General features: G+C 61.7%; 25 protein-coding genes. 16 read left to right on the forward strand and 9 right to left on the reverse strand.

The annotated features are described in order from the left end of the window. Nucleotides 1–47: 47 nt before the first annotated feature. The 4 genes from HMPREF3120_RS04140 to map are packed head-to-tail and all read left to right on the forward strand — an operon-like array spanning nt 48 to nt 5,206. Nucleotides 48–1,256: a M50 family metallopeptidase gene (locus HMPREF3120_RS04140; RefSeq protein WP_070450993.1), complete on the forward strand. Its 1,209-nt coding sequence runs from the start codon at nt 48–50 to the stop codon at nt 1,254–1,256. 20 nt (nt 1,257–1,276) lie between these two features. Then, nucleotides 1,277–2,440: a flavodoxin-dependent (E)-4-hydroxy-3-methylbut-2-enyl-diphosphate synthase gene (ispG, locus tag HMPREF3120_RS04145; RefSeq protein ID WP_070422393.1), complete on the forward strand. Its 1,164-nt coding sequence runs from the start codon at nt 1,277–1,279 to the stop codon at nt 2,438–2,440. 1 nt (nt 2,441) lies between these two features. Then, nucleotides 2,442–4,247 (forward strand): penicillin-binding transpeptidase domain-containing protein, encoded by a 1,806-nt coding sequence (locus HMPREF3120_RS04150; RefSeq protein ID WP_070450994.1) that lies wholly within the window; start codon nt 2,442–2,444, stop codon nt 4,245–4,247. 59 nt (nt 4,248–4,306) lie between these two features. Next, on the forward strand, nt 4,307–5,206 hold the full coding sequence (map, locus tag HMPREF3120_RS04155; protein WP_168156402.1) for a type I methionyl aminopeptidase: 900 nt from the start codon (nt 4,307–4,309) through the stop codon (nt 5,204–5,206). Nucleotides 5,207–5,349: 143 nt separating this feature from the next. On the opposite strand, the gene HMPREF3120_RS04160 is transcribed toward map, so the two are convergent. From HMPREF3120_RS04160 to HMPREF3120_RS04175, 4 genes are all read right to left on the reverse strand, one after another. Then, nucleotides 5,350–5,829 carry a hypothetical protein gene (locus HMPREF3120_RS04160; RefSeq protein ID WP_070450996.1) on the reverse strand — a complete coding sequence of 160 codons (480 nt, stop codon included), beginning with the start codon at nt 5,827–5,829 and terminating at the stop codon, nt 5,350–5,352. A gap of 54 nt (nt 5,830–5,883) precedes the next feature. Further along, a complete protein-coding gene (locus tag HMPREF3120_RS04165) occupies nt 5,884–6,318 on the reverse strand; it encodes a hypothetical protein (RefSeq protein WP_070450997.1) in 435 nt (144 codons plus the stop codon). Between the two features lie 322 nt (nt 6,319–6,640). Further along, the gene (gene mtr, locus HMPREF3120_RS04170; protein WP_070450998.1) at nt 6,641–8,053 is read right to left on the reverse strand and encodes a mycothione reductase; all 1,413 of its coding nucleotides are present in this window, start codon (nt 8,051–8,053) and stop codon (nt 6,641–6,643) included. 41 nt (nt 8,054–8,094) lie between these two features. Then, nucleotides 8,095–9,105, reverse strand: a complete 1,011-nt coding sequence (locus HMPREF3120_RS04175; RefSeq protein ID WP_070450999.1) for an alpha/beta hydrolase — start codon at nt 9,103–9,105, stop codon at nt 8,095–8,097. A gap of 131 nt (nt 9,106–9,236) precedes the next feature. Here HMPREF3120_RS04175 and mqo point away from each other — a divergent pair, with 131 nt between their 5' ends. Continuing rightward, nucleotides 9,237–10,733 (forward strand): malate dehydrogenase (quinone), encoded by a 1,497-nt coding sequence (gene mqo, locus HMPREF3120_RS04180; protein WP_070451000.1) that lies wholly within the window; start codon nt 9,237–9,239, stop codon nt 10,731–10,733. Between the two features lie 27 nt (nt 10,734–10,760). Here mqo and HMPREF3120_RS04185 read toward each other — a convergent pair whose 3' ends face one another. Next, nucleotides 10,761–11,966, reverse strand: coding sequence for a protein adenylyltransferase SelO family protein (locus HMPREF3120_RS04185; RefSeq protein WP_070451001.1), 1,206 nt, complete (start codon nt 11,964–11,966; stop codon nt 10,761–10,763). A 24-nt stretch (nt 11,967–11,990) separates the two neighbouring features. Between HMPREF3120_RS04185 and cobA the strand changes: the two genes are divergently transcribed. The 4 genes from cobA to HMPREF3120_RS04205 are packed head-to-tail and all read left to right on the forward strand — an operon-like array spanning nt 11,991 to nt 14,212. Then, complete coding sequence (gene cobA / locus HMPREF3120_RS04190; RefSeq protein WP_070422279.1) at nt 11,991–12,731, forward strand: uroporphyrinogen-III C-methyltransferase; 741 nt, start codon at nt 11,991–11,993, stop codon at nt 12,729–12,731. Further along, nucleotides 12,715–13,665 carry a class I SAM-dependent methyltransferase gene (locus HMPREF3120_RS04195; protein WP_070451002.1) on the forward strand — a complete coding sequence of 317 codons (951 nt, stop codon included), beginning with the start codon at nt 12,715–12,717 and terminating at the stop codon, nt 13,663–13,665. The genes cobA and HMPREF3120_RS04195 overlap by 17 nt, the downstream gene beginning before the upstream one ends. Before the next feature lie 41 nt (nt 13,666–13,706). After that, nucleotides 13,707–13,958, forward strand: coding sequence for a type II toxin-antitoxin system Phd/YefM family antitoxin (locus HMPREF3120_RS04200; protein WP_070422281.1), 252 nt, complete (start codon nt 13,707–13,709; stop codon nt 13,956–13,958). Beyond that, the gene (locus HMPREF3120_RS04205) at nt 13,958–14,212 is read left to right on the forward strand and encodes a Txe/YoeB family addiction module toxin (protein ID WP_070422282.1); all 255 of its coding nucleotides are present in this window, start codon (nt 13,958–13,960) and stop codon (nt 14,210–14,212) included. The genes HMPREF3120_RS04200 and HMPREF3120_RS04205 overlap by 1 nt, the downstream gene beginning before the upstream one ends. Here the strand turns inward: HMPREF3120_RS04205 and HMPREF3120_RS04210 are convergent. Further along, nucleotides 14,209–14,937, reverse strand: coding sequence for an NAD-dependent deacylase (locus tag HMPREF3120_RS04210; protein ID WP_070422283.1), 729 nt, complete (start codon nt 14,935–14,937; stop codon nt 14,209–14,211). The genes HMPREF3120_RS04205 and HMPREF3120_RS04210 overlap by 4 nt on opposite strands. 108 nt (nt 14,938–15,045) lie before the next feature. Between HMPREF3120_RS04210 and gltS the strand changes: the two genes are divergently transcribed. Further along, nucleotides 15,046–16,266 carry a sodium/glutamate symporter gene (gene gltS, locus HMPREF3120_RS04215; protein ID WP_070422284.1) on the forward strand — a complete coding sequence of 407 codons (1,221 nt, stop codon included), beginning with the start codon at nt 15,046–15,048 and terminating at the stop codon, nt 16,264–16,266. A gap of 3 nt (nt 16,267–16,269) precedes the next feature. Here gltS and HMPREF3120_RS04220 read toward each other — a convergent pair whose 3' ends face one another. Further along, complete coding sequence (locus HMPREF3120_RS04220; protein ID WP_070451064.1) at nt 16,270–16,992, reverse strand: DUF1648 domain-containing protein; 723 nt, start codon at nt 16,990–16,992, stop codon at nt 16,270–16,272. 251 nt (nt 16,993–17,243) lie between these two features. Between HMPREF3120_RS04220 and HMPREF3120_RS04225 the strand changes: the two genes are divergently transcribed. Further along, nucleotides 17,244–18,125 (forward strand): hypothetical protein, encoded by an 882-nt coding sequence (locus HMPREF3120_RS04225; RefSeq protein ID WP_141739365.1) that lies wholly within the window; start codon nt 17,244–17,246, stop codon nt 18,123–18,125. 3 nt (nt 18,126–18,128) lie between these two features. Here the strand turns inward: HMPREF3120_RS04225 and HMPREF3120_RS04230 are convergent, their stop codons facing one another. Then, nucleotides 18,129–18,794, reverse strand: coding sequence for a YaaA family protein (locus tag HMPREF3120_RS04230; RefSeq protein ID WP_070451004.1), 666 nt, complete (start codon nt 18,792–18,794; stop codon nt 18,129–18,131). Nucleotides 18,795–18,825: 31 nt separating this feature from the next. Between HMPREF3120_RS04230 and HMPREF3120_RS04235 the strand changes: the two genes are divergently transcribed. Beyond that, complete coding sequence (locus HMPREF3120_RS04235) at nt 18,826–20,613, forward strand: proline--tRNA ligase (RefSeq protein ID WP_070451065.1); 1,788 nt, start codon at nt 18,826–18,828, stop codon at nt 20,611–20,613. A gap of 22 nt (nt 20,614–20,635) precedes the next feature. Here the strand turns inward: HMPREF3120_RS04235 and HMPREF3120_RS04240 are convergent, their stop codons facing one another. After that, nucleotides 20,636–21,430, reverse strand: coding sequence for a DUF4439 domain-containing protein (locus tag HMPREF3120_RS04240; RefSeq protein WP_246815410.1), 795 nt, complete (start codon nt 21,428–21,430; stop codon nt 20,636–20,638). 30 nt (nt 21,431–21,460) lie between these two features. Here HMPREF3120_RS04240 and rimP point away from each other — a divergent pair, with 30 nt between their 5' ends. The 4 genes from rimP (at nt 21,461) to infB (ending at nt 26,452) form a co-directional block, all read left to right on the forward strand. Then, nucleotides 21,461–22,012: a ribosome maturation factor RimP gene (rimP, locus tag HMPREF3120_RS04245; RefSeq protein ID WP_070451006.1), complete on the forward strand. Its 552-nt coding sequence runs from the start codon at nt 21,461–21,463 to the stop codon at nt 22,010–22,012. After that, nucleotides 22,009–23,022 (forward strand): transcription termination factor NusA, encoded by a 1,014-nt coding sequence (nusA, locus tag HMPREF3120_RS04250; protein WP_070422289.1) that lies wholly within the window; start codon nt 22,009–22,011, stop codon nt 23,020–23,022. Before rimP ends, nusA begins: the two co-directional genes overlap by 4 nt. Before the next feature lie 189 nt (nt 23,023–23,211). Then, complete coding sequence (locus HMPREF3120_RS04255) at nt 23,212–23,535, forward strand: YlxR family protein (RefSeq protein ID WP_070451066.1); 324 nt, start codon at nt 23,212–23,214, stop codon at nt 23,533–23,535. A 106-nt stretch (nt 23,536–23,641) separates the two neighbouring features. Continuing rightward, nucleotides 23,642–26,452, forward strand: a complete 2,811-nt coding sequence (gene infB / locus HMPREF3120_RS04260; protein WP_070451007.1) for a translation initiation factor IF-2 — start codon at nt 23,642–23,644, stop codon at nt 26,450–26,452. Nucleotides 26,453–26,537 lie beyond the last annotated feature (85 nt).

Genomic DNA, 26,537 nt, shown 5'->3' on the forward strand with positions numbered 1-26,537 from the left:
CGGTGTGCCCGCACCTCTTCGCTGTGTGTGCTGTGGGGTGAAGCGCGATGAGTGTGTTGGGGATTGTGCTTTTCGCGCTTGCAATCACTGCTTCGATTGCGCTGCACGAAGCAGGCCACATGTTCACTGCGCGTGCGTTTGGCATGCGAGTGCGCCGGTTTTTTGTCGGTTTCGGGCCAACGTTGTGGTCGGTGAAACGGGGCGGAACAGAGTATGGGATTGCTGCGCTGCCGTTCGGTGGGTTCTGTGACATTGCGGGGATGACGGCGATGGATCCGGTCACCGAGGAGGAAGCGCCGCACGCGATGGTGAAAAAGCCTGCGTGGCAGCGTATTGCGGTGCTCTCCGGCGGGATCGTGATGAACATCTTGATCGGCGTCGTGATCATTTTTGGGGTTGCTGTCTCATCAGGTATCCGGAACCCGTACGCGGATTTCACCCCGAAGGTGGGCCAGGTCGTCTGTGTTGCCGACCAGGTGGATGAGAAAACTCTGGCGGAGTGCAGCGGACCTGGTCCTGCGGGCCAAGCGGGTGTGCGCGTCGGCGACACTTTGGTGGCGGTCGACGACGAACCAATCGAGACATTCGCGGACCTGCGTACTTATGTTGCGCAGCGTTCTGGGGAGACGGTCGCGCTTGAGGTGGAGCGCGGTGGGTCGTCGCAAAGCATTGATGTCCCCGTGGCGCGGGTCGAGCGCATCGATCCTTCGACGGGCGAGCGTATCGACGTCGGCGCGGTGGGCATCGCCGCAGCTCCGGTCAAGGATGCGGTGAAGCAATTCGGGCCTGTCGAGGCGGTGCCGGCGACGGCCAAGTTCACCGGTCAGATGCTTCGTGCGTCCGTTGACGGGTTGATGGCATTTCCGGGCAAGATCCCGGGGGTTGTCGCGTCGATCTTCGGCGGGGAGCGCGACATTGAGGGCCCGATCAGTGTGATTGGGGCCTCGCGCACCGGCGGTGAGTTGGTGGAGCGCGACCAGTGGCCGGCGTTTTGGATGATGCTGGCCAGCCTGAACTTCTTTCTGGCGTTGTTTAATCTCGTGCCGCTCCCGCCGCTTGATGGTGGGCACATTGCGGTGGTGATCTACGAGAAGATTCGCAATGCTTTGCGACGACTCCGTGGCCTGCCACCAGCCGGCCCGGCAAACTACGAGAAGCTGATGCCACTGACCTATTTCATGGCGGCGCTGCTGCTTGTTGTTGGTGTGTTGGTGATGGCGGCAGACGTGGTGAACCCCGTCAATCTTTTTGGGTGACGGTGCTAGAGTTATCCACCATGAGTACCCCCATCGGATTAGGCATCCCTGAAGGTCCGGCACCCACCCTGGCCCCACGTCGTAAGACCCGCCAACTGATGGTTGGAGGTGTCGGTGTTGGCTCCGATCACCCGATCACGGTGCAGTCGATGACCACGACGAAGACGCACGACATCAACGCCACCTTGCAGCAGATTGCGCAGTTGACCACGGCTGGCTGCGACATTGTGCGTGTCGCGTGCCCGAAGACGGTCGATGCGGAAGCGTTGCCAGCAATTGCTGCAAAGTCGCCGATCCCGGTGATCGCCGATATTCACTTCCAGCCGAAGTACATCTTCGCTGCGATCGACGCCGGCTGCGCAGCTGTGCGTGTGAACCCGGGCAACATCAAGGAGTTCGACGGCCGCGTCAAGGAGGTTGCAAAGGCAGCCGGTGACGCAGGCATCCCGATCCGTATCGGCGTCAACGGTGGCTCGCTGGATAAGCGCCTGCTGGAGAAGTACGGCAAGGCCACGCCAGAAGCGCTGGTGGAGTCCGCGATCTACGAGGCTGGCTTGTTCGAAGAGTACGGCTACGGCGATATTGCGATTTCCGTAAAGCACTCGGACCCGGTGCTGATGGTCGAGGCGTACCGCCAGTTGGCAGAGAAGACGGATTACCCGTTGCACCTCGGTGTGACGGAAGCTGGTCCGAAGTTCATGGGCACGATTAAGTCGTCCGTCGCCTTCGGTGCCCTGTTGTCGCAGGGTATCGGCGACACGATTCGTGTGTCTCTTTCCGCTGACCCGGTGGAAGAGATCAAGGTCGGTGACCAGATTCTGCAGTCGATGAACTTGCGTCCGCGCAAGTTGGAGATCGTTTCCTGCCCGTCCTGTGGTCGCGCCCAGGTGGACGTGTACAAGTTGGCCGAGGAGGTCACCGCTGGCCTGGATGGCATGGAGTTCCCGCTGCGTGTGGCCGTCATGGGCTGTGTTGTCAACGGTCCGGGCGAGGCGCGCGACGCTGACCTTGGTGTAGCTTCCGGTAACGGTAAGGGCCAGATCTTTGTCAAGGGCGAGGTTGTGGAGACCGTGCCGGAGTCGAAGATTGTGGAAACGCTGATTGCTCACGCGCTGCGTATTGCTGAGGAGCAGGGCCTCGAGGAGGTCGCTGGCGCCAAGGCTGAGGTCAAGGTCACCCGCTAGTATGCGTCGTGTCGTCGCAGTTGTTGCCGGGGTGGTGCTTGCGTCGTCGATAAGCGCATGCACCCCGCGCCCCAATGATGCTGAGCCAGCAGCGAGTGCGTTTTTGGAGGCGCTGGAGCGTCGCGACGTCGAGTCGTCTGCGATTGACAATCCGACGTCCGCGGCTGATTCCACGAACGCGACCTGGGATGGTTTGCAGGCAGAAGACGTCACGGCGACGCTGAAAGATGTGCGCCAGGAGGAGAATCTAGCCACCGCGACGTACGAGTTGGCGTGGCAATTGCCGCGTGACCGTGAGTTGAAGTACGACGCGCAGATGACGCTGACACAATCTGGCGAGAAGTGGACTGTGCGCTGGCAGCCGTCGGTGTTGCACCCGCGTCTGGGTGCGCACCAGCATTTGGAGCTGCGTGCGATCGCTCCCGCACAGGCGAGTGTCGTGTCCTCTGATGGGGTGGAGTTGTTAAAGCCCGGCATCGCGTATCGGGTGTTGGTGGATACCAACGAGATGCGCACCGCCGGTGCTGCGGCATCTGCGATCAGCGGTGCTCTCGCCCGGGCGCACGAGCAGGACCGTGGCGTGCCGCTCCGCGATGCAGACACGTTGAAGGGCGAGCTCGAGCGCGCCTCCGGTGTGTATTCGGTGGCGGTGGTGCCGGCAGCAGCGCGAGATGCTGTTGAAGCAGCGCTTAGCAACGAGCCCGGTGTCCGGCTCAACGAAGAAGCCGCCATGGTTAACGCAAAGCCGGGCTTCGCGCCCGACATTATGGCGCGCGTGGGCGAGTTGGTGCGCGATGATTTGGTTGGTGATTCCGGCTGGAGCGTCGACATTGTCAACGAAAATGGTGCGTCGTACGAGGAGATCACCCGTCAGGATCCTGCACCGGCGCCGGCGGTGCACATTAGCTTGGATCACCGCGTCCAGGAAGCCGCTGAGCGTGCGCTCGAACCCGTTGCCGGGCAGCAGGCCATGATTGTGGCCATCAGGCCGTCTACGGGCGGGATTCTGGCTATTGCGCAGACCCCGGCTGCGGATGCGCAAGGCAATCTGGCGACGATGGGCCAGTACCCGCCTGGCTCGACATTTAAGATCATCACCGCAGCGGCGGGGCTTGCACGGCAAGGGCTCACACCAGGCTCGCCGGTGCCGTGTCCGGGCCCGATGAACCTGTATGGGCGCATCGTGACCAACTACGGAGGCTTCAGCCTCGGCACCGTGCCGTTGGAGACGGCGTTTGCGCGTTCGTGCAACACCACGTTTGCGGACATGTCGACGCGTCTCGCCCCAGGTGAGTTGCAGGACGTGGGTAAGCAGTTTGGTCTCGGGGTCGATATGCAGATCCCAGGGGTAGAGACAATCACTGGCTCGATCCCGGTCGGGGAGGAGCCCCTCGACCGCACTGAGGCCGGCTACGGCCAGGGCCTCGACCTTGCTAGCCCGTTCGGCATGGCTCTCGTTTCTGCAACGGCCGCGCGTGGATCCTTGCCGGTGCCGTACTTGGTACAGGGTGAGGAAACGAAACTCAGCGAGGACGTGCAGCCTCTTCCGCCGGAAGCGATTGATCAGCTCCGCCAGATCATGGCTGCCGTGACCGGTCCAGGCGGTACCGCAGGCGGAATGAGTGCCGGTGGCGATATTCGCGGCAAGACCGGCGAGGCCGAAATCAACGGTGGGTCCCACTCCTGGTTCACCGGCTACCGCGTGGAAGACGACATCGCGTTTGCAACCCTGGTGGTCCTCGGCGGTGGTTCTGAAGCGGCAGTCGCGCTGACGAACACGATGCTTGCCAACTTGCCGCTGGGGTAGATCAGAAAGCTGGCTAGCTGCCGCAGGGCCAATTTGCTCGCGGTACTACCATGGCGTTTATGAATCCAAGAGGACTACTTACACCAGGTAAACCGACCCCAGTGCGTAAGGTCCCGGACCACATTGAGCGTCCGGAGTACGCCTGGAAAGACGACGTCCAGGAAAACGTCGGCGAACCGGTCATCCAAACGCCCGAGACGATCGAGGCTATGCGCGAGGCATCCAAGATCGCCGCGAACGCCCTTGCCCTTGCCGGTGCGGCGGTTGCGCCGGGCAAAACCACTGATGAGATCGACGGCATTGTGCACGACTACCTGATCGAGCACGGCGCATACCCCTCCACGCTTGGCTACCGAGGCTTTACAAAGTCTTCCTGCGTGTCGCTCAATGAGATTGTGTGCCACGGCATCCCGGATACGACTGTGATCCAGGAGGGCGACATCGTCAATATTGACGTCACCGCATACAAGAACGGTGTGCACGGCGACACCAACGCCACGTTCTTCGCGGGCGAGGTTGCACAGGAACACAAGGACCTTGTGAACCGTACCTACCAGGCCATGATGCGCGGCATCAAGGCGGCGAAGCCGGGCCGCGAGATCAACGTCATCGGGCGCGTCATCGAGGCGTACGCGAAGCGCTTCGGCTACAACGTGGTCACCGACTTCACCGGACACGGTGTGGGTACGACGTTCCACAACGGTCTCGTCGTCCTGCACTATGACTCGGATGCATACACGGATGTTCTCGAGCCGGGAATGACGCTGACCGTCGAGCCGATGATCAACCTGGGTGAGTTGCCGTACACCGTGGGGGACGACGGCTGGACGGTACAGAACGTCGATGGTGAGTACACCGCGCAGTTCGAGCACACCATCGTGATCACTGACGATGGCAACGAGATTCTCACGATCCCGGACGCCGATGTAGCAGCAGGCCAGCACATGCTGGGGGAGTAGACGTCGCACTGGTAGATGCATATGTGCCCCGCAGGGAACGTTCCCTGCGGGGCACATTTTTGTTGGATGCAAAGCCGAGACTGACCAAAGCAAAAACCCGCTGCCGGAGCAGCGGGTTTCTATCGTCCTACGACGAAGTTGACTTAGAACTTCGGCAGCTGGATGAAGCCGTTGTAGGAAGCGAAGTTGATGCCAGCGATCACGAGGCCGACGAGAGCACCGATACCAGCGACGATGGTGCCGTCGATCCAGTAGCGTGCCCACTGCGGGACAGCCTCAGGGTTGGTCTTCTCGCCGAAAGCATCGGTCGGGTAGAACGGGGTCGCGGTGTCCTTCTCGTCGAAGTACTTGGAGGAACCCTTGCCGTTGAACAGGCCTGCGGTGCCGTCCTTGACAACGTCGCCGAAGGACTTGTCGCCCTCCTGCTTGCCAGCGAAGATGACCTGCTTGTCCTTGTCGGACTTCTTCTCTTCCGGCTTCTTGGTGTCGGTCTGGCCGTTCTGCTCGGCAGTAGCGGTGGTCTCCGGATCCTTGTTTTCCTCAGCGGAAGCGATAGCGGTGCCGCCAACGAAGACGGTCAGAGCGGTTGCGGAAGCAACTGCAGCGGTGCGGAAGTTACGCATCTTATTCCTTCTTTCGAAATGTGAGTTGGAAGTGGTTAGCGGAAATCCGCGTTATTAGAACTTCACCGGGCCGTGAACGATGAAGTTGTACAGCGGGCCAACAATGAGGCCGATGACTGCGGAGACAGCGGTGAAGACGGTCAGGCCGTAAGCAGCCTGAGCGTACTTAGGCTGGTTGTTGAAGCCGTTTTCCTGCTTTTTGGTGCCGAAGATTGCGCGGCCATCAACACCGTTGACCTTGACGTCGCCGTTCTCGTCCTTGCTCCAAACGCCGAGCTTGTTGCCCAGCTTGGTGGAGGAACCGTTGGTCTTCTCAGCGTCGTTGTCGACGCCCGGCTTCTGGTCGCGGACCGGTGCCGGGTAAGAGGTGTACGTCGGGGTCGGGGTTGCCTCCGGCTTCTTGGTCTCAGCGGTTGCGACTGCGGTGGAGCCGAATGCCACAGCGACGGCGGTTGCGCCGGCGAGGGCTGCCTTACGGAAATTACGCATGAAACGAAATCCTTCTCTGATAGTTCTTGCACGACGTCCGGGTGGAATTCAAAGAAGTCCAGGGGCATTGAGCTCCTAGGACCGATAGCAAGCCTTAGAGGCTCGGTCCCGGTGTCTGCAACGACAATAGCCGATCGTTTCCAGCATCGTGCAAGTTTGGTGTGCGATTTGATGCAAAGATCATCAAAAGGTTGGAGTCTCTGTGTGTCCGCTGGGAATGATTGCGGGTGGATAACAATCGCAACGTGCGCTTTTCGCTTCTTGGGCAGTTGTCCCAGCGGTTTTGTTGAATGGCCCCCAAATTAGGGGGTGAAGGATAGGTTTAGACTTCTTTGAAGGTCAGGTCGAGGCCCAGGATCGCGTTTTCCGTCACTTCGGCCAGTGCTGGATGGATCCAGTATTGGCTGCGTGGGAACTCGCGAAGGTCGAGGTCGTAAGCCATGACGGTGATCATTTGCTGGATCAAGGTCGATGCCTGTGGGCCCATGTAGTGGGCGCCCAGCAGTTTGCCTGTGGTGCGATCCGCGATGAGCTTCACCAGTCCGGTGCTGTCCTCCAGCGCCCAGCCGTATGCAACGTCGCCATAGTTCTGGACCTTGACGGTGACATCGTGGTCGGCCTCGATTGCTTGCTGCTCGGTCAGGCCGACGGTGGCGATCTGCGGGTGGGTGAAGATCGCCGACGGCACGTGGTCGTGCGGCATCGGAACGAGCGCGCCGTTGTCGCGCCAGGTGGCAAGCACGTTGTGGGTCACCGCACGCATCTCGGCGTTGGCAACGTGCTTGAGTTGGTAGGGGGAAGAGAGATCACCAAGCGACCACACACCCTCAGCGGTCGTGCGGCCGAACTCGTCGACTTTTACGCGGCCGTCGTCATGCGTTTCGATGCCACCCGCTACAACGTTGAGGGTGTCACTGTTCGGGATGCGACCGGTGGCGATGAGGAGGGCGTCGGAGGTCACCTGGGTGTCGTCGTCAAGCGTGAGCGTCACCTGGCCGCCATTCTCGGTGGCTGATGCGACCGTGCGGCCGATGTGGGTGGTGTAGCGCTGTGTGGCGATCTCGTTGAACGGATCGCGCAGATCCTCGTCGAGCGGACGCAGCAGGGGAGAGCGGCTGATGATGGTTACGTCGGTGCCCAGGGCATCGAAGACGTGCGCAAACTCCATGGCGATAAAGCCGCCGCCAACGATGGTCATCGACTTTGGCAGTTCGTCGAGGCGCATGACGTCCTCGTTGGTGTGATAGGTGACGCCCTTGGCCCACTCGGGGATAAACGGACGCGCACCGGCGGCGAGAATGATCGTGTCTGCGGTAATCGTTTCCTCTACGCCGCCGCGACCCGTCTTTAGGGTCTTCGGCCCGACAAAGGAGGCCTCCATGTCGTAGACGGTGACGTTGTCGCACTCATTGCGGCGGTAGTTTTCGCCGCCCTTAGCGATGAGGTCGATCCGGTTATCAAAAACACGTTCCTTGATGGCATCCCAGTCGGCGCCATGGAACTCAAGATCAACACCGAGTTTGCCGGCCTCGCGTGCGGCAAAGGCGTGCTCGGCGGCCAGGACGTACATCTTCGTCGGGATGCAACCCACGTTCAGGCACGTTCCACCGAATTTGCCCTTTTCGACGATAGCGACCTTCTTGTCATCGAAGTCCGGGGTCAGGATCGAGTTGCCGGAACCGGTGCCCACGATAATGAGGTCGTAGTGGGTGGAATTCGTCGCCACAGCAGACATGCTCGTCTCCTCTATATATATGTATGGATTGGGTTTAGACGTTACTGCGCCCCGGTGAGATCGTCTAGCCACGTAAACGTCGCCTTGAACGCGGACTCGCGGGCATGGCGTTCGGAGAGGAAAACGTCGTGGCGGGCGCCGTCGATAACTCGCACTTGTGAATCTTTCCCAAGTGTCGGGGCCCAACGCTGGATCTGGTCGACATCAAGCACGGTATCGGCCGTGTCGGCAGCGGGGGAGTACTCCTTGCCCAGGTATGAGTGCGAAGAGCACAGGGTCAGCGTTGGCACGCCGGTATCAACGTTGCCCTTGTGGATTTGTTCCTGTCCTTTAAGTACTGCCCGGATCCAGCCGAAGTACTTGCGGTGACCGACCAGCGGTTTCCAGGTGGTGTTGAAGCTCCATTCGCCGTGTTTGCTCTCGTGGATAGAGGTGCCATAGGTACCCAGCCCGCCGCCCGGCAGTGGGATAGACGGGAAAATGGCTCCAAGCGTGTTCAGTACTGGGCGCAGGAGCTTCACCTGCCAGGTCGGGTACTGCAGGTCCAACCACGGGCTGTTGAGCGCGATTCCTTGAAGCAGTGCATGATCCGCGGGCGATTCTCGTCGTAAATGATCCGCCCACAGCGGAACAATCAACCCGCCAGTGGAGTGCGCGAGCACAACGACCGAGCCATGCTCACGTCCGATGAGCCGCAGTGCCTTCGTGAGTTCCTCGAAGTAACGACGCATATCCAGCGTGAAGTGGAAGCGCTGGCCCTTCATGTGCGCGCGGCCACAACGGCGCAGATCCAGCGCGTAAAAGGGGTAACCGCGTTCCACGAACTCGTCGGCAACATGGTTGTGGAAGAAGTAGTCCGACATGCCGTGGACCCACAGCACCGCGGGCTTGTTGCTTGTCGACGACCTCACGTCCCGGATCAACACCGCCTCCGGTGCATGTCCCGTGTCGGGGTCCTTATCTAATTGCAGACGCGCATGCTCGTAATTTTTACCGAGCACGTCCGGTTTCCAGGTAAGCGTGTCGAGGGATGCTTCTTCTGTTTGATTCATGGGGCTGATGATACTGACCCGAAAGCGGGTGTGGGCCGTGTCATAATTCGGGCCTATGCACGTTCCGGTGCAGATAGACGTAGAATGTCTGTACTCCAAAAATTGTCGAAACACTATAAGGATGACTACGCATGTCTGACAACGGTGGTAATAAGTACGCGGACGAGGTGGACATCCTGCACGTTGGCGCTGGCATTATGAGCGCCACCCTGTGCTCGATGTTGCACGAACTGGAGCCCGAGTGGAGCCAGATGATCTTCGAGCGCCTCGACGGTCCCGCCGAGGAATCCTCGTACGCGTTCAACAACGCTGGTACGGGTCACTCCGCTCTCTGCGAACTGAACTACACCCCGGAAAAGAACGGTCGCATCGACGTCTCTAAGGCGATGGCGATCAACGAGAAGTTCCAGGTCGCCCGCCAGTTTTGGTCCCACCAGGTAGAAAACGGTGTGATCAAGGACCCGCGCGCCTTTATCAACCCGGTGCCGCACGTTTCCTTCGCCCAGGGCGAAGACCAGATTGCATACCTGCGTAAGCGCTACGACAAGCTTTCTGCGAACCACATGTTCCCGGAGATGCAGTTCACCGATGACCGCGAGAAGTTCGCTGAGAAGCTGCCCCTGATGGCGCAAGGCCGCGACTTCGACGCTGAGCCGGTCGCAATTTCCTGGACCGATGCCGGCACCGACATCAACTACGGTTCCCTGACCAAGCAGTTCCTGGAGTCCGCTCAGGAAAGCGGCACCAAGATTCGCTACGGCCACGAAGTGCTCAACCTCAAGCGTGAGGGCAACTTCTGGAAGGTCACCGCAAAGAACGTTCGCACCGGCGACAAGCAGGTCGTCCGTGCACGGTTCGTGTTTATCGGCGCTGGCGGCTACGCCCTGGACCTGCTGCGCAAGGCAGGCGTTCCAGAGGTTCACGGCTATGCAGGCTTCCCGATCTCCGGTTTGTGGCTCAAGACCACCAACCAGGAGCTTGTCCAGCAGCACAAGGCGAAGGTGTACGGCAAGGCCAAGGTTGGTGCTCCGCCGATGTCTGTTCCGCACCTGGATCTGCGCGTCGTCGACGGTGAAGAGTCCCTGCTGTTCGGCCCGTACGGCGGCTGGACTCCGAAGTTCTTGAAGGAAGGCTCCTACCTGGACCTGTTCAAGTCCATCCGTCTGGACAACATCCCGTCCTACCTCGGTGTCGCGGCAACCAATATCGGCCTGGTCAAGTATCTGGTTGAGGAGGTTTTCCGTAACTTCGACGGCAAGATGGACGTGCTGCACGAGTACTACCCGATGGCAGACGGCAAGGACTGGGACGTTGTCGTCGCCGGCCAGCGCGTGCAGGTGATCAAGCCGGCAGCATTCCCGCGTTTCGGCACCTTGGAGTTCGGTACCGCTCTGGTCAACGACCAGAACGGCACCATCGCGGGCATCCTCGGCGCATCCCCGGGCGCATCGATTACCCCGGCTGCGATGCTCGAGCTGTTGGAGCGTTGCTTCGGTGAGCGCATGATCGAGTGGGCTGACAAGCTCCACGAGATGTTCCCGACGTACGGCAAGTCGCTCAAGCACGACAAGAAGGCGTACGAGGAGCAGTGGGCATGGACCCAGAAGACGCTGAAGCTCGAGGATTAATCCGCTCGCTTCACTGAACTGGCTGCCCTACGTCCCGCAGAAGGTGACGTAGGGCAGTTGTCCTTCCGGCCGGGCCATCCATTCGGGCCCGGCCTGCTCGTTGTACGGGTCGGATACTGCCGCGAGCAGTTCGTTGTACTTCGCGTAATCACCGTGCAACTCAGCGGTGTCTATCGCATCCTGCAGCATGTGGTTGCGCGGGACGAAGATCGGTCCTGGATCGCCGTTGATGCCGTGTTCGCGGTTGTAGGTGGTGATGTCGGTGGCGTTGTTGAGGCCTTCGTGGTCGTCGCCGATCCAACGCTGCCACGCCTCGTCCCAGGTTGGCTGGACTGTTTTGATGTAGGCGTCAACATAATCCTGGCCCAGTAAGGGGTAAAGCGCCTCTGCCAGGCGAGCCATGTTCCAGGCGATGATGCTCGGTTGGTTGCCAAAGGCGTAGCGGCCTTGCCTGTCGATAGATGAAAACGACGCTGCGGCGTCGAAGCGCTCCGTGAACGCGCATGGCCCGTAGTCGATCGTTTCGCCTGAGAGTGTCACGTTGTCGGTGTTCATCACCCCGTGGACGAAACCGATGCGCATCCAGTGCGCAACTAGGTCGAAGTGGCGGCGGGTGACGGTTTCGAGCAGGCTGGCTGCATTGTCGAAACCGGCAGCGGTGACGATCTGGCGTACAAGGTCCTCGGATTGCGTTGCCGCGTACTGGACGCTGCCGACACGAAGGTGGCTCTTCGCCACGCGGACCACGATGCCGCCGGGTACGGCGCCGTTTTGGCGTATGACCTTCTCGCCGGTGGTCAGCACCGCTAGCGAGCGTGTCGTCGGTACGCCGACGGCGTGCATGAACGTAGAGACGAGGTGTTCGCGCAACATCGGGCCGATCGCACCGACGCCGTCAGATCCACGCCGTGAAAACACTGTCAGGCCGGATCCTTTGAGTTGGATCTCGTGGCCGGCGATGTTGCCGAGCAGCAACGCGCGGCCGTCGCCAAGCAATGGCACAAACTGACCGAACTGATGGCCCGCATATGCCAATGCGTGCCCGCCCTGGGCGCCGGTAAGCCAGGCGAGGCCGTCGCTGCTACGCAACCAAGCGACATCGATCCCAAGTTCTACTGCGAGAGGCTCGTTGAGGGCAACCATCTGGGGGTTCTCAAAACTTCTGCCTGGTTCAGCGTGGGCGAGCTCGGGCAGGTTCTCGGCGAATGTGTGGTCGAGCTGGGGTCGTGTCATGGTGCCACCCTAGACTGTGTCGCTATGACGAAAGGCCACATCACTCTTGTCGGCGGCGGCCCAGGCGCATGGGACCTGCTCACCATCCGAGGCTTGCGCGCGCTGGAAGCAGCGGACGTAATCCTTGCGGATCACCTTGGGCCGGCCGCGGAGCTTGAGGATTTTCTGGATCTGACCGGCAAAGAAGTCGTAGACGTGGCCAAGTTGCCCTATGCACGCCAGGTCGCGCAGGAGCGTATCAACGAGATGCTGGTGTCCTATGCGCGTGAGGGCAAGCAGGTCGTGCGGCTCAAAGGCGGCGACCCGTACGTGTTCGGTCGCGGCTTTGAGGAGCTGCAGGCATGCGCGGCTGCCGGTCTTGAGTGCTCGGTAATCCCGGGCGTGACGTCCGCGGTGTCTGTTCCTGCGGCGGCAAACGTGCCCGTGACGCAACGCGGGGTGACGCACGCGTTCACCGTGGTGTCGGGACACCTGCCGCCGGAGCATCCCAAGTCGCTCGTGGATTGGTCCGCGCTTGCACAGGTCGGCGGCACCATCGTGGTGGTGATGGGGGTGCGCAACGTGCGTGCGATCGTCGAGAAGCTGCTGGAGGCATCGCTGTCCCCGGATACGCCCGCAGCGGTGATCCAGGAAGGCGAAACCGACGCGCAGCGCGTGTTCTTCGCTACCGCCGCCACCTTGCCAGATGTGATGGAGAACAACGATGTGACTTCGCCTGCTGTGTACGTTTTTGGGGAGGTCGCAGGCCTTGCGCACGCTGGATAGTCTGATTTGGGACACGGCCGATGTTGCTGCGGGAGAGGTCGTCCTCGTGTGCAACGACCCGACACTCGATCTCACCCGCACCGCACTCGCTGCTGGGGCGAAGGTCGTGTTTTTGGACTCCGACTACTCACGCTGCCAGGAAGCAGCGTCGCTCGGTGCGGAGATTGCGGGCGATATGCGTATCGACGACTACCTTGCCGGCTCTTCAGGCACAGCCGTTGCCATTGGGGAGATGCCGAAGTCCCTGGCGCGGCTGGACTACCTGGCACGCTCGATTGCGGGAGCTGGGTTTGCTTCGGCGCGAGTGGTGTTCGGCGCGAACAATAAACACTTGTCTCGTGGCATGAATGTGGTGCTGGGCGAATCGTTCGACCAGGTGGCGGCCTCCCGTGGGCGAGGGAAGTTTCGCTGTCTTGTGGCGTCTGGGCCGCGCGAGGTGTCCTATGAGCCCGTACGCGGCGATGGACTTGTCGCCATCGGAGGCGTGTTCTCAGGGGCGAAGCCCGACCGTGGTGGGGAACTGCTGCGCTCCTGCCTGCCGGCAGAGCCTGGACGACTGTTGGACCTGGGGTGCGGCAACGGCTCTGTCACGCGTGGCTTGGAGGCAGTGGCCACAGACGCTGACGCAGACGCGGTGCTCTCCGCCCGCGCCATCGGGCTGGAAGCGACCTGGGATGACGCCGGCTCACAGTTCCCGGACGGCTCCTTCGACACCATTGCGCTCAACCCACCGTTCCACGACGGGACCACGGTCGACGCAACCCTCGTCCAGCACCTCCTCGACGCCTCCAAGCGACTACTCGCGCCGGGCGGCACGCTCTACCTGGTCCACAATTCGCACCTGCGTTACCGCGGCGAGGTGGAGCAAAGGTTCGGCGCCGTGGAGCAGGTCACCCGCGATAAGACCTTCACGGTCCTGCGTGCTTCACTCTAGAGTGTGGTACCGTATTGCGGTACCACTCGGAGGAGGTTGTGATGTCTATCAGTGCATCTGAAGCGCGGCGCACGCTATATCCGCTCATCGAGCGTGTGAACAATGATCGCGATCCCGTTGAAATCGTGTCGCGTCACGGTAATGCAGTATTGATGGCTGCAGATGACTACGCGGCATGGGTTGAGACTGCCTACCTGTTTAAGTCGCCAGAGAATGCTCGACGCCTGACTCAGGCCTACGAGGAAGCACTCAACGGGGCGGTGGCCGAACACGACATCGACCTGGACGCGTAATGCGGCTTGTGTGGACCACCAACGCGTGGGAGGACTACCTGTACTGGCAGGGCAACGACAAGAAAACGCTGAGGCGAGTCAACCAGCTTCTGCGCGACACCTTAAGGGATCCGTTTGAAGGCATAGGGAAACCCGAACCGCTGAAGTACGGAGCTGAAGGGGCGTGGTCGAGGAGGATCACGCAAGAACACCGCTTGGTCTATACGGTCGCTGGGACAGATTTGGTGATTCTCCAAGCCCGGTACCACTACTAACCCAGCAGCTTCGGCAGGGCGTTGGCTGCGGTGTCCTCGATGACCACGTCGGCGATATGCGACAGGTCCGTGCGCATCGGGGTGACCTCAATGATGGGGATTTCGCGCGCGTGCGCCATTAGAGGCAGGCCAGCGGCGGGGTAGACCACGCCAGAAGTGCCGACGATGATCAACGCGTCAGCGGTGCGCATGCGACGCTCCGCCTCCTTCCACTCAGCTTGGGGCAACATCTCGCCGAACCACACCACGCCGGGACGCACCGGCCCGCCACATAACGGGCACTGGGGCGGAGTGATCGTCGGGACAGGCTCCTCGGGCAGTGGGATTGGGTCGGTGTAGGGCTCGTCGCAAAGCGAACAGCGAAACGCGAAGAGCGAGCCGTGCAGGTGGACGACATTGTCGCTGCCAGCACGCTCGTGAAGGTTGTCGATGTTTTGCGTGGTTACCGTCGTCTTCGGCGATTGCGCGATGGCGAGATGTCCTGCATTCGGCTCGGCGCGCTGGGCGAGTTGGGCGCGCCAGAGGTACCAGGCGAGCATTGTGTCCGGGTCGGTGTGCCAGGCGTCGATAGACGCCATGGCCTGCGGGTCCACGTTCTCCCACAGGCCGGTTTGTGCGTCGCGATAGGTCACAAGGCCACTGTCGGCGCTCATGCCGGCGCCGGTGAAGACCTCGATACGGCTGGCGTCGGCGAGTAGTGCGCGGGCGTTGTCGATTGTGGTCATGGTTTAAACGCTACCGGGAGAAGCACAGGAGCGTGTTCTTTGTCACAAACGTGTGCGCGCTTTAGACTCTTCGAGATCGACAGACATCTAACAGAGAGGTGGCCGCCGATGGCGATTGAATTCAACATGATCCAAACCATCGGCTTCGCCGTGCTCCTGCTCGTCGTTGGACGCTGGCTGCGCAACAACGTGGCGTTCTTTGAGCGCTTCGCCATCCCAGCGCCGGTGATCGGCGGGTTCCTTTTCGCCCTGTTCAACCTGGTGTTCAAACTCACCGGTTGGGTGGACATCACCTTCGACACCACCTTGCAGGGCTTCTTCATGACGATGTTCTTCACCACCGTTGGCTTCGGCGCCAGTGTCGCGCTTCTTGGCAAAGCCGGCAAGATGGTCACCCGCTTCCTCCTCGTCGCCTCTGTGCTGGTGGTGCTACAGAACCTTCTTGCGGTGCTGCTCGCGCCGATTGTGGACATCCCGTCCGCGCTCGCGCTGATGACCGGATCCGTTTCCATGACCGGCGGCCACGGTGTTTCCGGTGGTATGGCCCCGCTCGTGGAGGCGCAGGGTGTGGAGCGCGCAGAAACCGTCGCCTACACCGCAGCAACGTTCGGCCTGCTGATGGGCTCGCTCATAGGCGGGCCTGTCGGCGACCGTCTGATCAAACGCAACCGCCTCCAATCCAGCGGCACCCGCAATGTCGACGTGGACGATAGTTTGCTCACTGCGTATCGACGAGACCTGCGCAGCGACCAGGTCATGCAAGCCTTCATCGTCATCCTCATCGCGATGTTTATCGGCACCTACATCACCGACGGCATCAACTGGATCATCAGCCAGTTCACCGACAAAGCCGCCTTCCCGAACTACCTGGGTGCCATGCTCGTCGGCATTCTGTTCCGCTACATCTCAGACACGCGCAACCAGCGCCAGTACCACGAGTTTGTGCCCACACAAGAGGTGGAGATCATCGGCAGTGTTGCGCTCGCACTTTTCCTCGCGCAAGCACTGATGACGATCAAACTGTGGGAACTGGCAGACCTTGCCATCCCGCTTGTCATTCTGCTCATCGCCCAGACCGTGCTGATGCTCCTTTTCGCCCGCTTTGTCACATTCCGAGCGATGGGCAGCGACTACGACGCCGCCGTCCTGTCCGCCGGCCACTGCGGTTTTGGCATGGGCGCAACCCCCAACGGTGTAGCCAACATGGAGTCGGTGGTGCAGAAGTACTCGCCGTCGCGCCTAGCGTTTTTCGTTTTGCCAATCGTCGGTGGGATGTTCATCGACTTCGTCAACATCCTCGTGGTGACGGTGTTCCTCAACGTGCTGTAGCCGTTAGATAAACACAAACAGGAGACAGACCACCAGGACTGCGACGACGCTTGTCATTACACGCCACAGGTAACGCTTGCCCGGCGCGTGTGCCGTGTTGACCGAGATCTTGCCCGGGGCCTGCGGCAGCACCGCGGCGAGCATTGGGTCGTTCGGCTCCTTGTAGGTGCCCATGCCACCCTGCATCCGCAGCAGGTGGTTGCGTTGTTGCTCCGCTTCGTCGGGTTCGATGCCGTCCTTGGCCGTGGTCATGCGGATTGCTACGACGACGATGTAGACGGTGAATGCGATCCACAGTGCGATCTCCAGCCAGAATGGCAGCGAGATGTCCGGCAGCATCATCGAGACGTTGGTCAGCGCGAACAAGACCGCCATAGCGAGGAGGGTCTTCGACATGAAGTCGGCTGTTGCATCGCACAGCTTCTCGACGCGCGCCGCCGCCGTCTCCGAATACGGCAACGCCTTGTCCTCCGGTACGTCCACGGTCTGTCGTGCGAGGGTTTTCGGCGGCAGGCACGCGAGCATCGATATGGAGATGACGATGCCGATTGTGATCAAGAACGTCGCGTGAAGCAGGGTTTTCGGTTCGAATCCGTCCGCGTCGCCGTTGACGTTGAAATGGACCGGCACCGGGTCGGGGATCGCATCCCAGCGCAGGAGGATATACGCGAACGCGGCTGCGTAGGCCAGGGCAGCGAGGACATAGCGACGGTAATGGGCAGGCATGTAGGCGATCTTAGACACAGCCCAAAAGACGATATCGTCTTTTGTGCCGGCGATGGAGCCGCGACCTGGGGTTTTAGATCCGCGCAAATGCTAAAAGACGATATCGTCTTTTAGGCTGTGGATAACCGGCGCGAAAGTATCCGGAGTTACCCGAAGTTATCCACAAAAACGGGCGGGGTCTTCCGCCGACACGGGATCTCTGCAATCGTTGTGGCATGGATATGGGGAGGCAACGGGAGATCCTGAGCAAGGTGATCGACCGTAGAGATACACAAGCAGGTAGGACAGTCGCGTTGTCGGCAAGGCATGCGATGCTACAGGCCGACTTTCACGCGTTGGCGTTTTACGAAAAGCGCTGGGTGCAGGCGGTTGCAGCAGGTCAGGCAGCGAGGAAGGCGGCGCTGGCTGGCAGGTCTGCGGCGCGTGTACTGGGGATGTGGCTGGTGACCACGGACTCAAACGAACCGGTAGAACTGTTGCTCCCGAACGGCAGGACACCATCGAGAAGACAGTGGCCGGACAATACCGTCTATCACCGTGCGCGCAACTGCGAGACTGTGATCAAGCACTTTGACACATTGCGCGTTACCGACGAGCTGACCACAGCGTTTGAGATCGCTCTGCACCACGGGTTCAGGGAGGGGCTGGTGGCGATGGACTGGGTGCTCAAACACCACACCGATCGTGCGACCGTGGAGGCGGAAGCCGACAAGCTTGGCCGTGTCAAGGGGATAGGTGTATTGCGGAAAGTGCTGCGATACGCAGTGGGTAACTCGCGGTCGCCGTTCGAATCGTACGCACGCGCGGTGTTGATTGAGCGGGTGGCCGACCGCTGGATCGTCAACGGCATGTTCGCGGGCTACGAGGTGGACCTACGCCTCGGGGCACTGATCTTGGAGATCGACGGGGACTACAAATACGACGGAGTGACCTTCAAGAAAACCGACGAGACGCTGCGACAAGAGCGCAAGCGGGAGAAACATCTGCTCAAACGTGGTGTGTATCTGCTCAGGGCGTCGCCGCATGATCTGTTGTTTAAGGAAGACGAGTTTGTCGACGACGCCCGCGCCCTGCTCGCCCTCGCCCAGGCGCGAGAAGCAGACAACGGGGCAGCACACACCCAGGCGGCGTGACACCTACACGCGCATGGTCAGCAGCGTGCCGTCGACAGACACGTCGAAGCCCGCAGCCACGGACAGGTCCACGACCTCCGAAGCAGACGACGCGTCGTGTGGCGCCAGTACCCGGGCCAGCTCGCCCTTGTACTTCTTGTTGAAGTGGCTGACCACCTTGCCGGTGTCGGCCTGTTCCACGCGGATGGTCAGCGCGCCGGGCACAGGGCCGAGGTTCTGGTAGGCGCCGGAGCGCATGTCGATGACAAAGCCGCAGTCTGCAAGTGCATCCGTCACGGCGGAGCCCCACCAGGCACGCAACGTTTTGCCGTCCAGTTTCATTCCGGCGGACAGGCGGTAGCGGGGGATGAGGTCGCCTGCCCGAACCACGCCGAACAGCGCGGAGCCAACGGCAAGGCGCGACAGCGCGTCGGCGGACAACGTGGAGGCATCGAGCGAGTCGTACAGCACACCCGTGTAGCGCTCGATGGCCGGCATCACCGGTGCCGAGCGCAACGTGAGGTTTTCCTCCGCCTCGGCCTGCTTGGAGGCGGGGGCGTCGACGAGGGTGTGGGTGAGTTCGTCGAGAAGCGAATTGCGAATGGGATCCAACGACGGAAACGACAACGCCATCGCAGCGTCGGTGCCGCCGGGCGCTTTGGTTTCGGAAGGAGGGAGGACGATCAGCATGACGAACAAGCTACCGGGTAAACTGCCCCGCATGATTACTCGCCTGTCCACGCTGTTCCTGCGCACTCTGCGCGAAGACCCGGCCGACGCTGAAGTGCCGAGCCACAAACTCCTTGTCCGTGCTGGTTACGTCCGCCGTGCCGCGCCGGGCGTGTACTCCTGGCTGCCGCTTGGTCTGCGTGCGCTGCGCAAGATCGAGGGTGTGGTGCGCGAGGAGATGGACGCAATGGGTGGCCAGGAACTGCTGTTCCCGGCACTGCTGCCGCGCGAGCCCTACGAGGCGACGAACCGCTGGACCGAATACGGCGATGACCTGTTCCGCCTGAAGGACCGTAAGGGTGCGGACATGCTGCTCGGCCCGACGCACGAGGAGATGTTCACTACGGCGGTGAAGGACCTGTACTCGTCGTATAAGGATTTCCCGGTCACGCTGTACCAGATTCAGACGAAGTACCGCGACGAGGCACGTCCGCGCGCGGGCATCCTTCGCGGGCGTGAGTTTGTGATGAAGGATTCCTACTCCTTCGACATGTCGGACGAGGGCCTGGATGAGTCGTATGCAAACCACCGTGCGACCTACCAGCGCATCTTCGACCGCGTGGGATTGAAGTACGAGATCTGCCAGGCCACTTCCGGCGCCATGGGTGGCTCCGCATCCGAGGAGTTCCTCGCGTACTCCGACAACGGCGAGGACACTTTTGTCGTTTCCACCGCGGGCGATTATGCAGCCAACGTTGAGGCTGTGACCACGGTTGCTCCGGAAGCCCGTGCGGTCGAAGGGCTGCCTGAGGCTGTCGAGCACGACACCCCGAAGTCCGAGACCATCGCGGCACTCGTGGAGTGGGCGCAGAGCGCAGGAGTGCTTATCGACGACCGCCCTGCCGAAGCCTCCGACACCCTCAAGTGCATGATGATCAAGGTCAACGATCCGCGCGCCGTGGATGAGGACGGCAAGCCGGTCGGCCCACAGTTGGTCGGCGTGCTCATCCCGGGTGACCGCGAACTGGACGAGAAGCGCCTGGAATCATCGCTCGAGCCGGCGACCTTCGAGTTGGCAAGCGACGAAGACTTTGCCAAGAATGATTTCCTGGTCAAGGGCTACGTTGGCCCGCGTGCGCTCCAGGCCAACGGTGTGCGTGTGCTCGCAGACCCGCGTGTGGTCGAAGGCTCCGCGTGGATCACCGGTGCGGACGCTCCGCAGAAGCACGTCGTCGGACTGGTCGCTGGTCGCGACTTCACCGTCGATGGCTACATCGAGGCCGCCGAGATCAAGGAAGGCGACCCGTCGCCGTCCGGCAACGGCACCGTGAAACTCGCCCGCGGCATCGAGCTTGGCCACATCTTCCAGCTGGGCCGCAAGTACACCGAAGCCATGGACGTGCAGATCCTGGACGAAAACGGCAAGCGTGCCGTGCCGACCATGGGTTCCTACGGCATCGGTATCTCTCGCATGCTCGCTGTGGTGGCGGAGCAGCGCCACGACTACAAGGGCCTGGTCTGGCCGGTGGAGATCGCCCCGTACCAGGTGCATGTGGCTGTGGCGAACAAGGACGCTGCTGCGCTCGAGGCAGGCGACCGCATCGCTGCAGAACTCTCCGACGCCGGGCTCGAGGTGCTTTTCGACGACCGCCCGAAGGTCTCCCCAGGCGTCAAGTTCAAGGATGCGGAACTGCTCGGTATGCCGTTCATCGTGATCCTCGGTCGCGCGTTCGCTGACGGCAACGTCGAACTGCGCATCCGCGGGGGCGAGACCCTTGAGGTCCCGGCCGACGACATCGTGGCGAAGGTCCAGGAACTGGTCGCAGAGCGCCGCGACTAGGCGATAAATCTGGGTGTGAAGGCTAGGCCCGCTGGGCGTGGGCGGCGAGTTGGATTGCCGCCTTGCGCCACTGCTTGGTCTCTGCGTGAGCGGCGGCGTAGCGCCACTGTCTGACAAGATCACCGTGCATCGTTTCGACGAGCGCGGTGGCCTCTTGCGTTGTCTGGGGGTCGTTGTAGCCGTCCGCGAGGGTGTATCCGGCGGCGGGAACTAACGATTGGCCGTCTGTGTCGCCGAGCAGTTCCGTAAGCGCCTCGGTGCGTTCGTGGGACGCCTCGCGCAGTTCGCTAATGCGGGTGCGCAAAGCCTCGTCGGCATGGGCGAGCGCGAGGCCGAGGCCGTAATACATCGCGTTTTCGCGGGCGAGGAGGTCGGCGGCGGATTGGGTGGCGGCGTCGTCGTCAAGCGGGCCCTCGATCTCAATCTTGACAGGAGTGAGCGCAAGCGCATCGATGGCTTGGGCTACTACGAGGTCAACCGAATCGTCAGGCACCTTGTCGGCGGCGGTGACGGTGTGCTCCAAAAGGGCTGCGCCGTCCGCGGCTGCCGGAAGGTCGGTGTCGCCATACCCGACGTTGCAGGACTGCGGGGTCTGTCCAGTTTCGTCCGTGCCGCACAGGCGCAGTGCTTCGTCTTGAAGCTGCTCGCTCTGGAACTTGCGCAGTTCCGCCCACTCGGGGTGCTCCCCGAACACCCAATCAGCGGAGGCTTGCTTGGCCAGCGACATGATCTCGCCGTTGGCGCGAGGGCCGACAACATCCATCACTGTGCAACTGGTCAGGAGCAGTACAGCTGGCAAAACAAGCAGTTTCTTCACCCGCTGCACGTTACACGCTAGGTTTGACGCATGGCATTTCCCACAGATAACGAACTTGAACAATTGGTCGCCCCTGTCGTGAAGGCGTACGCGATGGACATTGAGAACATTCGCACCGTCAAGGCGGGGAAGAAATCGCAGGTCGTTATTGCGCTCGACTCGGATACGCACCCGACGCTGGATGAGTTGGAGGAAGTGTCCAATGAGCTATCAACGCTTTTCGACGACCTCGAGCAGCGCGGGGAAGTCAACTTCGGCGCCGGATACACGCTTGAACTGACCACCCCTGGTGTGGATATGCCGCTGACGCAGCCGCGACACTTCCGTCGCAACCAGGGCCGTCTGATTAAGGCGGGTGAGCAGAAGTGGCGCATCGCCGTACTGGATGAGGCGCAGGAGCATGTTGCGCTGGTGCGTTCGTCGAAAAAGGGCGATGAGGTGCGAATTGCACCGGTTTCAGAAATTGCTGGTGCAGTGGTAGAAATTGAGTTCAACGCGCCGCCAGCAGCAGAAGTTGAGCTGGCGGATCAGACGTTTGCAGAGCTCGAAGCCGCAGCGGCGGCACAGGAAGGAAACAAGTGAATATCGACTTGAACGCGCTGAAAACCATCGAAGAGCAGCAAGGCATTTCGATGGAGGATCTGCTGACCACCATCGCAAACGCGTTGCTGTTTTCATACCGCGAGTTCAAGGAGGAAAGCGGTACGGAGCGTTCCAAGGCGCGTGTGGACATTGACACCGAAACGGGCGACGTTGCCGTTATCGTCAGCGAGCTCGACGCCGAAGGCGAAGTCATCTCTGAATACGACGACACGCCGGTGAACTTCTCCCGAATTGGTTCCGTCGCCGTGCGTGACGCGATCAAGGGCCGTCTGCGCCAAGCGGAGGCGGGCCGTGTGTACGGCGAGTACGCCGAACTCGAGGGCCAGATTGTCTCTGGGCTGGTCCAGCGCGATGCCCACGCAGAGGCGCGCGGCATCAGCATCGTCCAGCTCGGTACGGAGGCAGACCCGCAGGACGGCATCCTGCTGCCGGCAGAGAAGATCCCGGGCGAAGTGTTGCGCCACGGCGATCGCATCAAGGCTTACGTGGTGGGTGTGAACAAGGGCGACAAGCGCGTGCAGGTCAACCTGTCGCGCACGCACCCCGAGTTGGTTCGAGGCCTGTTCGCACTCGAGGTGCCGGAGGTAGCCGACGGTTCGGTAGAGATTGTCAGCATCGCGCGCGAGGCAGGCCACCGCTCCAAGGTTGCGGTGCGTGCAACCGTCAAGGGTGTCAACGCCAAGGGCGCGTGCATCGGGCCTCGAGGAGCGCGCGTGACCAACATCATGCAGCAGCTCGGCGGCGAGAAGATCGACATCATCGATTGGGATGCGGACCCGGCGAAGTACGTCGGTAACTCCCTGGCCCCCTCGAAAGTGGTGGATGTCACGGTGCTCGATGCGGATATGCAAGCGGCTCGCGTGACGGTGCCGGACTATCAGCTCTCCTTGGCCATCGGCAAGGAAGGCCAAAACGCCCGCCTGGCCGCCCGCCTGACCGGCTGGAAGATCGACATCCGCTCCGACGCTGATATCGCCGACGACGAATAAGGTCTTTGCCAACGTTTATGAAACCCGCAGGAAGTACAGATTCTGCGGGTTTTCGCGTACAGTGTTTAACGGCTTTGCGTCCGCACGTTGGGTGCGGCGGCCCACCACGCACACGAGTGCGCCGGTGTGAGACATAACGGCACAGTGTTAGACGGCAGATAGGTTGCGGGAAGGATGTGAATGAGCGGAATGCGTAAGCACCCCATCCGCACACGTACCTGTATTGCCACCCGAAAAACTCACCCCGACGTCGAACTGTTGCGCGTGGTCGCCGATCCGGACGTGCCGGGGAAGATCCTCGCCGACCCGGACCGGAAACTGCCTGGTCGGGGAGCATGGATTACCCCGTCGTTGGACGCAGTCGAGCTGGCGGAACAACGCCGAGCCTTTGGGCGAGCGCTCCGTCTGTCTGCGAAAGTAGACCTAGGTCATGTACGTACGTACCTCGCCTCGTCGCAAAGCAGAAGCGCCGAGGCGGTCGACCCAGAGAATGAAGGAAAGACCGAACACTGATGAGTACGCAACCATGAAGCAGCATCAGCGATGAAAGTCACTGACCACGTCTAGGGGCCGGTAGCCGAAGGGCACTGGGCTCCTAGCATGAACAACAAGGAGACATGTGTCCGGAAAGCTACGCGTACACGAGTTGGCTAAGCAGCTCGGCGTAACAAGTAAGGAATTACTCGCAACCCTGAAAGAACAGGGTGAGTTTGTGAAGACGGCGTCGTCGACCATTGAGCCGCCTGTCATCAAGAAGATGAAGGCGCACTACGCCAAGCTCAATGGCGGTGGCGCAGACGACAACGAAAAGAAGGAAGCACCGACTCCGGCGAAACCGCCGCTGAAGAAGCCTGGCCAGAACCGTGCCAAGCCTGCAGCGCCGAAGCCCGCCGGTTCCGCACCAAAGCCGGGCGAGGCTGCGAAGCCGAAGCCGGCTCCGGCTGCTCCGAAGGCACCGGCTGCGAAGGCTGCGGGTGAGCCGGCCCAGAAGCCAGGCGCCCCGAAGCCGGGCGCACCGAAGCCTGCAGCGCCGAAGCCTGCGGGTTCCGCCCCGAAGCCAGGCGCACCTAAACCCGCAGCTCCAAAGCCCGCAGCTCCAAAGCCTGCAGCGCCGAAGCCGGCTGCTGCGAAGAAGGACGGCCCGACTCCGGGCGGTATGCCTCGCCCGATGCCGAAGCCTGGTGGACGCCCGCGCGTTGCTAACAACCCGTTCTCGTCCAATACCGGCGGTGGGCAGCGCCCGCCGCGTCCGGGTGGACGTCCGGGGCAGGGTCGCGGTGGCCAGGGCGGCCCACGCCCGGGTGGTGCCCGTCAGGGTGGCGGCAACCGTCCGTCCCCGGCGGATATGCCGGCAGGTCCGTCGCCGACACAAATGCCTGCGAAGGCTGCACCGGCTGGTGGCCGCGGCGGTGGCCGTGGTCGTGGCCGTGGTGGCCAGAACGGGCCACAGCGTGGCGGTTTCGGCGGACCGGGTGGCGGTTTCCGCGGTCGCGGCGGACGTCGCGGCGGTACCGCAGGTGCATTCGGCCGTCCGGGTGGTGCACCCGGCAAGCGCCGCAAGTCCAAGGGCCAGAAGAGGGCTGAGTACGAGGAGATGCACAAGCCGAACGTCATCGGTGGCGTTCGTCTCCCCGACGGCGGTGGCAAGACCGTTCGCCTGCGCCAAGGCGCGACCCTGTCTGACCTCGCTGAGAAGATCAACACCGATGCATCGTCGCTGGTGCAGGCGCTGTTCAACCTCGGTGAGATGGTGACGGCAACGCAGTCCGTGTCTGAGGACACCCTGCAGCTGCTCGGCGCTGAGATCAACTACGAGGTCCAGATTGTCTCGCCGGAGGACGAGGACCGTGAACTGCTCGAATCCTTCGACCTGCAGTTCGGTGAGGACGAAGGCGGCGAAGAGGAGCTCGAGCAGCGTCCTCCAGTGGTCTCCGTCATGGGTCACGTCGACCACGGTAAGACCCGCCTGTTGGACTCCATCCGCAAGGCAAACGTGGGTCGTGGCGAGGCCGGCGGTATTACCCAGGGCATTGGTGCATACCAGACCGAGGTCACCCTCGACGGCCACCCGCGTAAGATCACGTTCCTGGATACCCCGGGCCACGAGGCGTTTACCGCCATGCGTGCCCGTGGTGCGAAGTCGACCGACTTGGCCATCCTCGTGGTGGCAGCGGACGACGGCGTCATGCCGCAGACCGTTGAGGCGATTAACCACGCCAAGGCTGCGGAACTGCCGATCGTGGTTGCGGTGAACAAGGTGGATAAGCCGGAGGCTTCCCCGGAGAAGATCCGTGGTCAGCTCACCGAGTACGGCCTCGTGCCGGAGGAGTACGGCGGTGACACCATGTTCATTGACATCTCTGCGAAGCAGGGCACCGGTATTGATGACCTGCTGGAGGCTGTGCTCCTGACCGCAGATGCGGCGCTTGAGCTCACGGCGAACCCAGACATGGACGCGCAGGGTGTTGCCATCGAGTCCCACCTGGACCGTGGCCGTGGCCCGGTGTCCACCGTGATCGTGCAGCGCGGTACCTTGCGTGTCGGCGACTCCATTGTCGTCGGCGGCAACTTCGGTCGCGTGCGTCGCATGGTCGACGAGTGGGGCAACGATGTGGAAGAGGCGGGCCCGTCCCGTCCGGTTCAGGTCCAGGGCCTCAACGGTGTTCCTGGCCCGGGCGACAACTTGCTCGTGGTTGAGGATGACCGTGTGGCTCGCCAGATTGCTGCGCAGCGTGACGCTCGTCAGCGTGCGGCGATGCAGGCACGTCGTAAGAAGCGTGTGTCTCTGGAGAACCTGGATCAGGCTCTCAAGGAGCGCAGCCAGCTCAACCTCATCCTCAAGGGCGACAACGCCGGTTCGGTGGAAGCCCTCGAGGAGGCGCTGCTCAAGATCGAGGTCGACGACGAGGTGCAGGTCAACATCATCGACCGTGGCGTCGGTGCTGTGACCCAGACCAACGTCACCCTCGCGGCGGCATCCGACGCCATCATCATTGGCTTCAACGTCCGCGCGGACGGCAAGGCCACGGAAGAGGCGAATGCCGAAGGCGTGGAGATCCGCTACTACTCGGTCATCTACCAGGCGATCGAGGATGTGGAGCAGGCGCTCAAGGGCATGCTCAAGCCGATCTACGAAGAGCGCGACCTGGGCGAAGCCGAGATCCGTCAGATCTTCAAGGCCTCCGCAGTCGGCCTCATCGCAGGTTGCATGGTTACCGAGGGCAAGGTCAAGCGCGGTGCGAAGCTGCGCCTGGTCCGCGACGGCAACGTCATTACTCCGGATGCGTCGATCGATTCGCTGCGCCGCGAGAAGGACGACGTCAACGAGGTAGCCAAGGGCTACGAGTGCGGCATGGTGCTGTCCTACCCGGATATCCAGGTGGGCGACATCATTCAGACCTACGAGATGGTCGAGGTCCCGCGCGACTAGTCGTCGCAAAGCAATTGCTTATCGACGAAACCCCCGCCCCGCACGCACGTGCTCGGCGGGGGTTACACTATGCAGAAGTTTTGAG

This window comes from Corynebacterium sp. HMSC11D10, from assembly GCF_001806995.1.
In the GTDB taxonomy this organism is placed as follows: domain Bacteria; phylum Actinomycetota; class Actinomycetes; order Mycobacteriales; family Mycobacteriaceae; genus Corynebacterium; species Corynebacterium coyleae.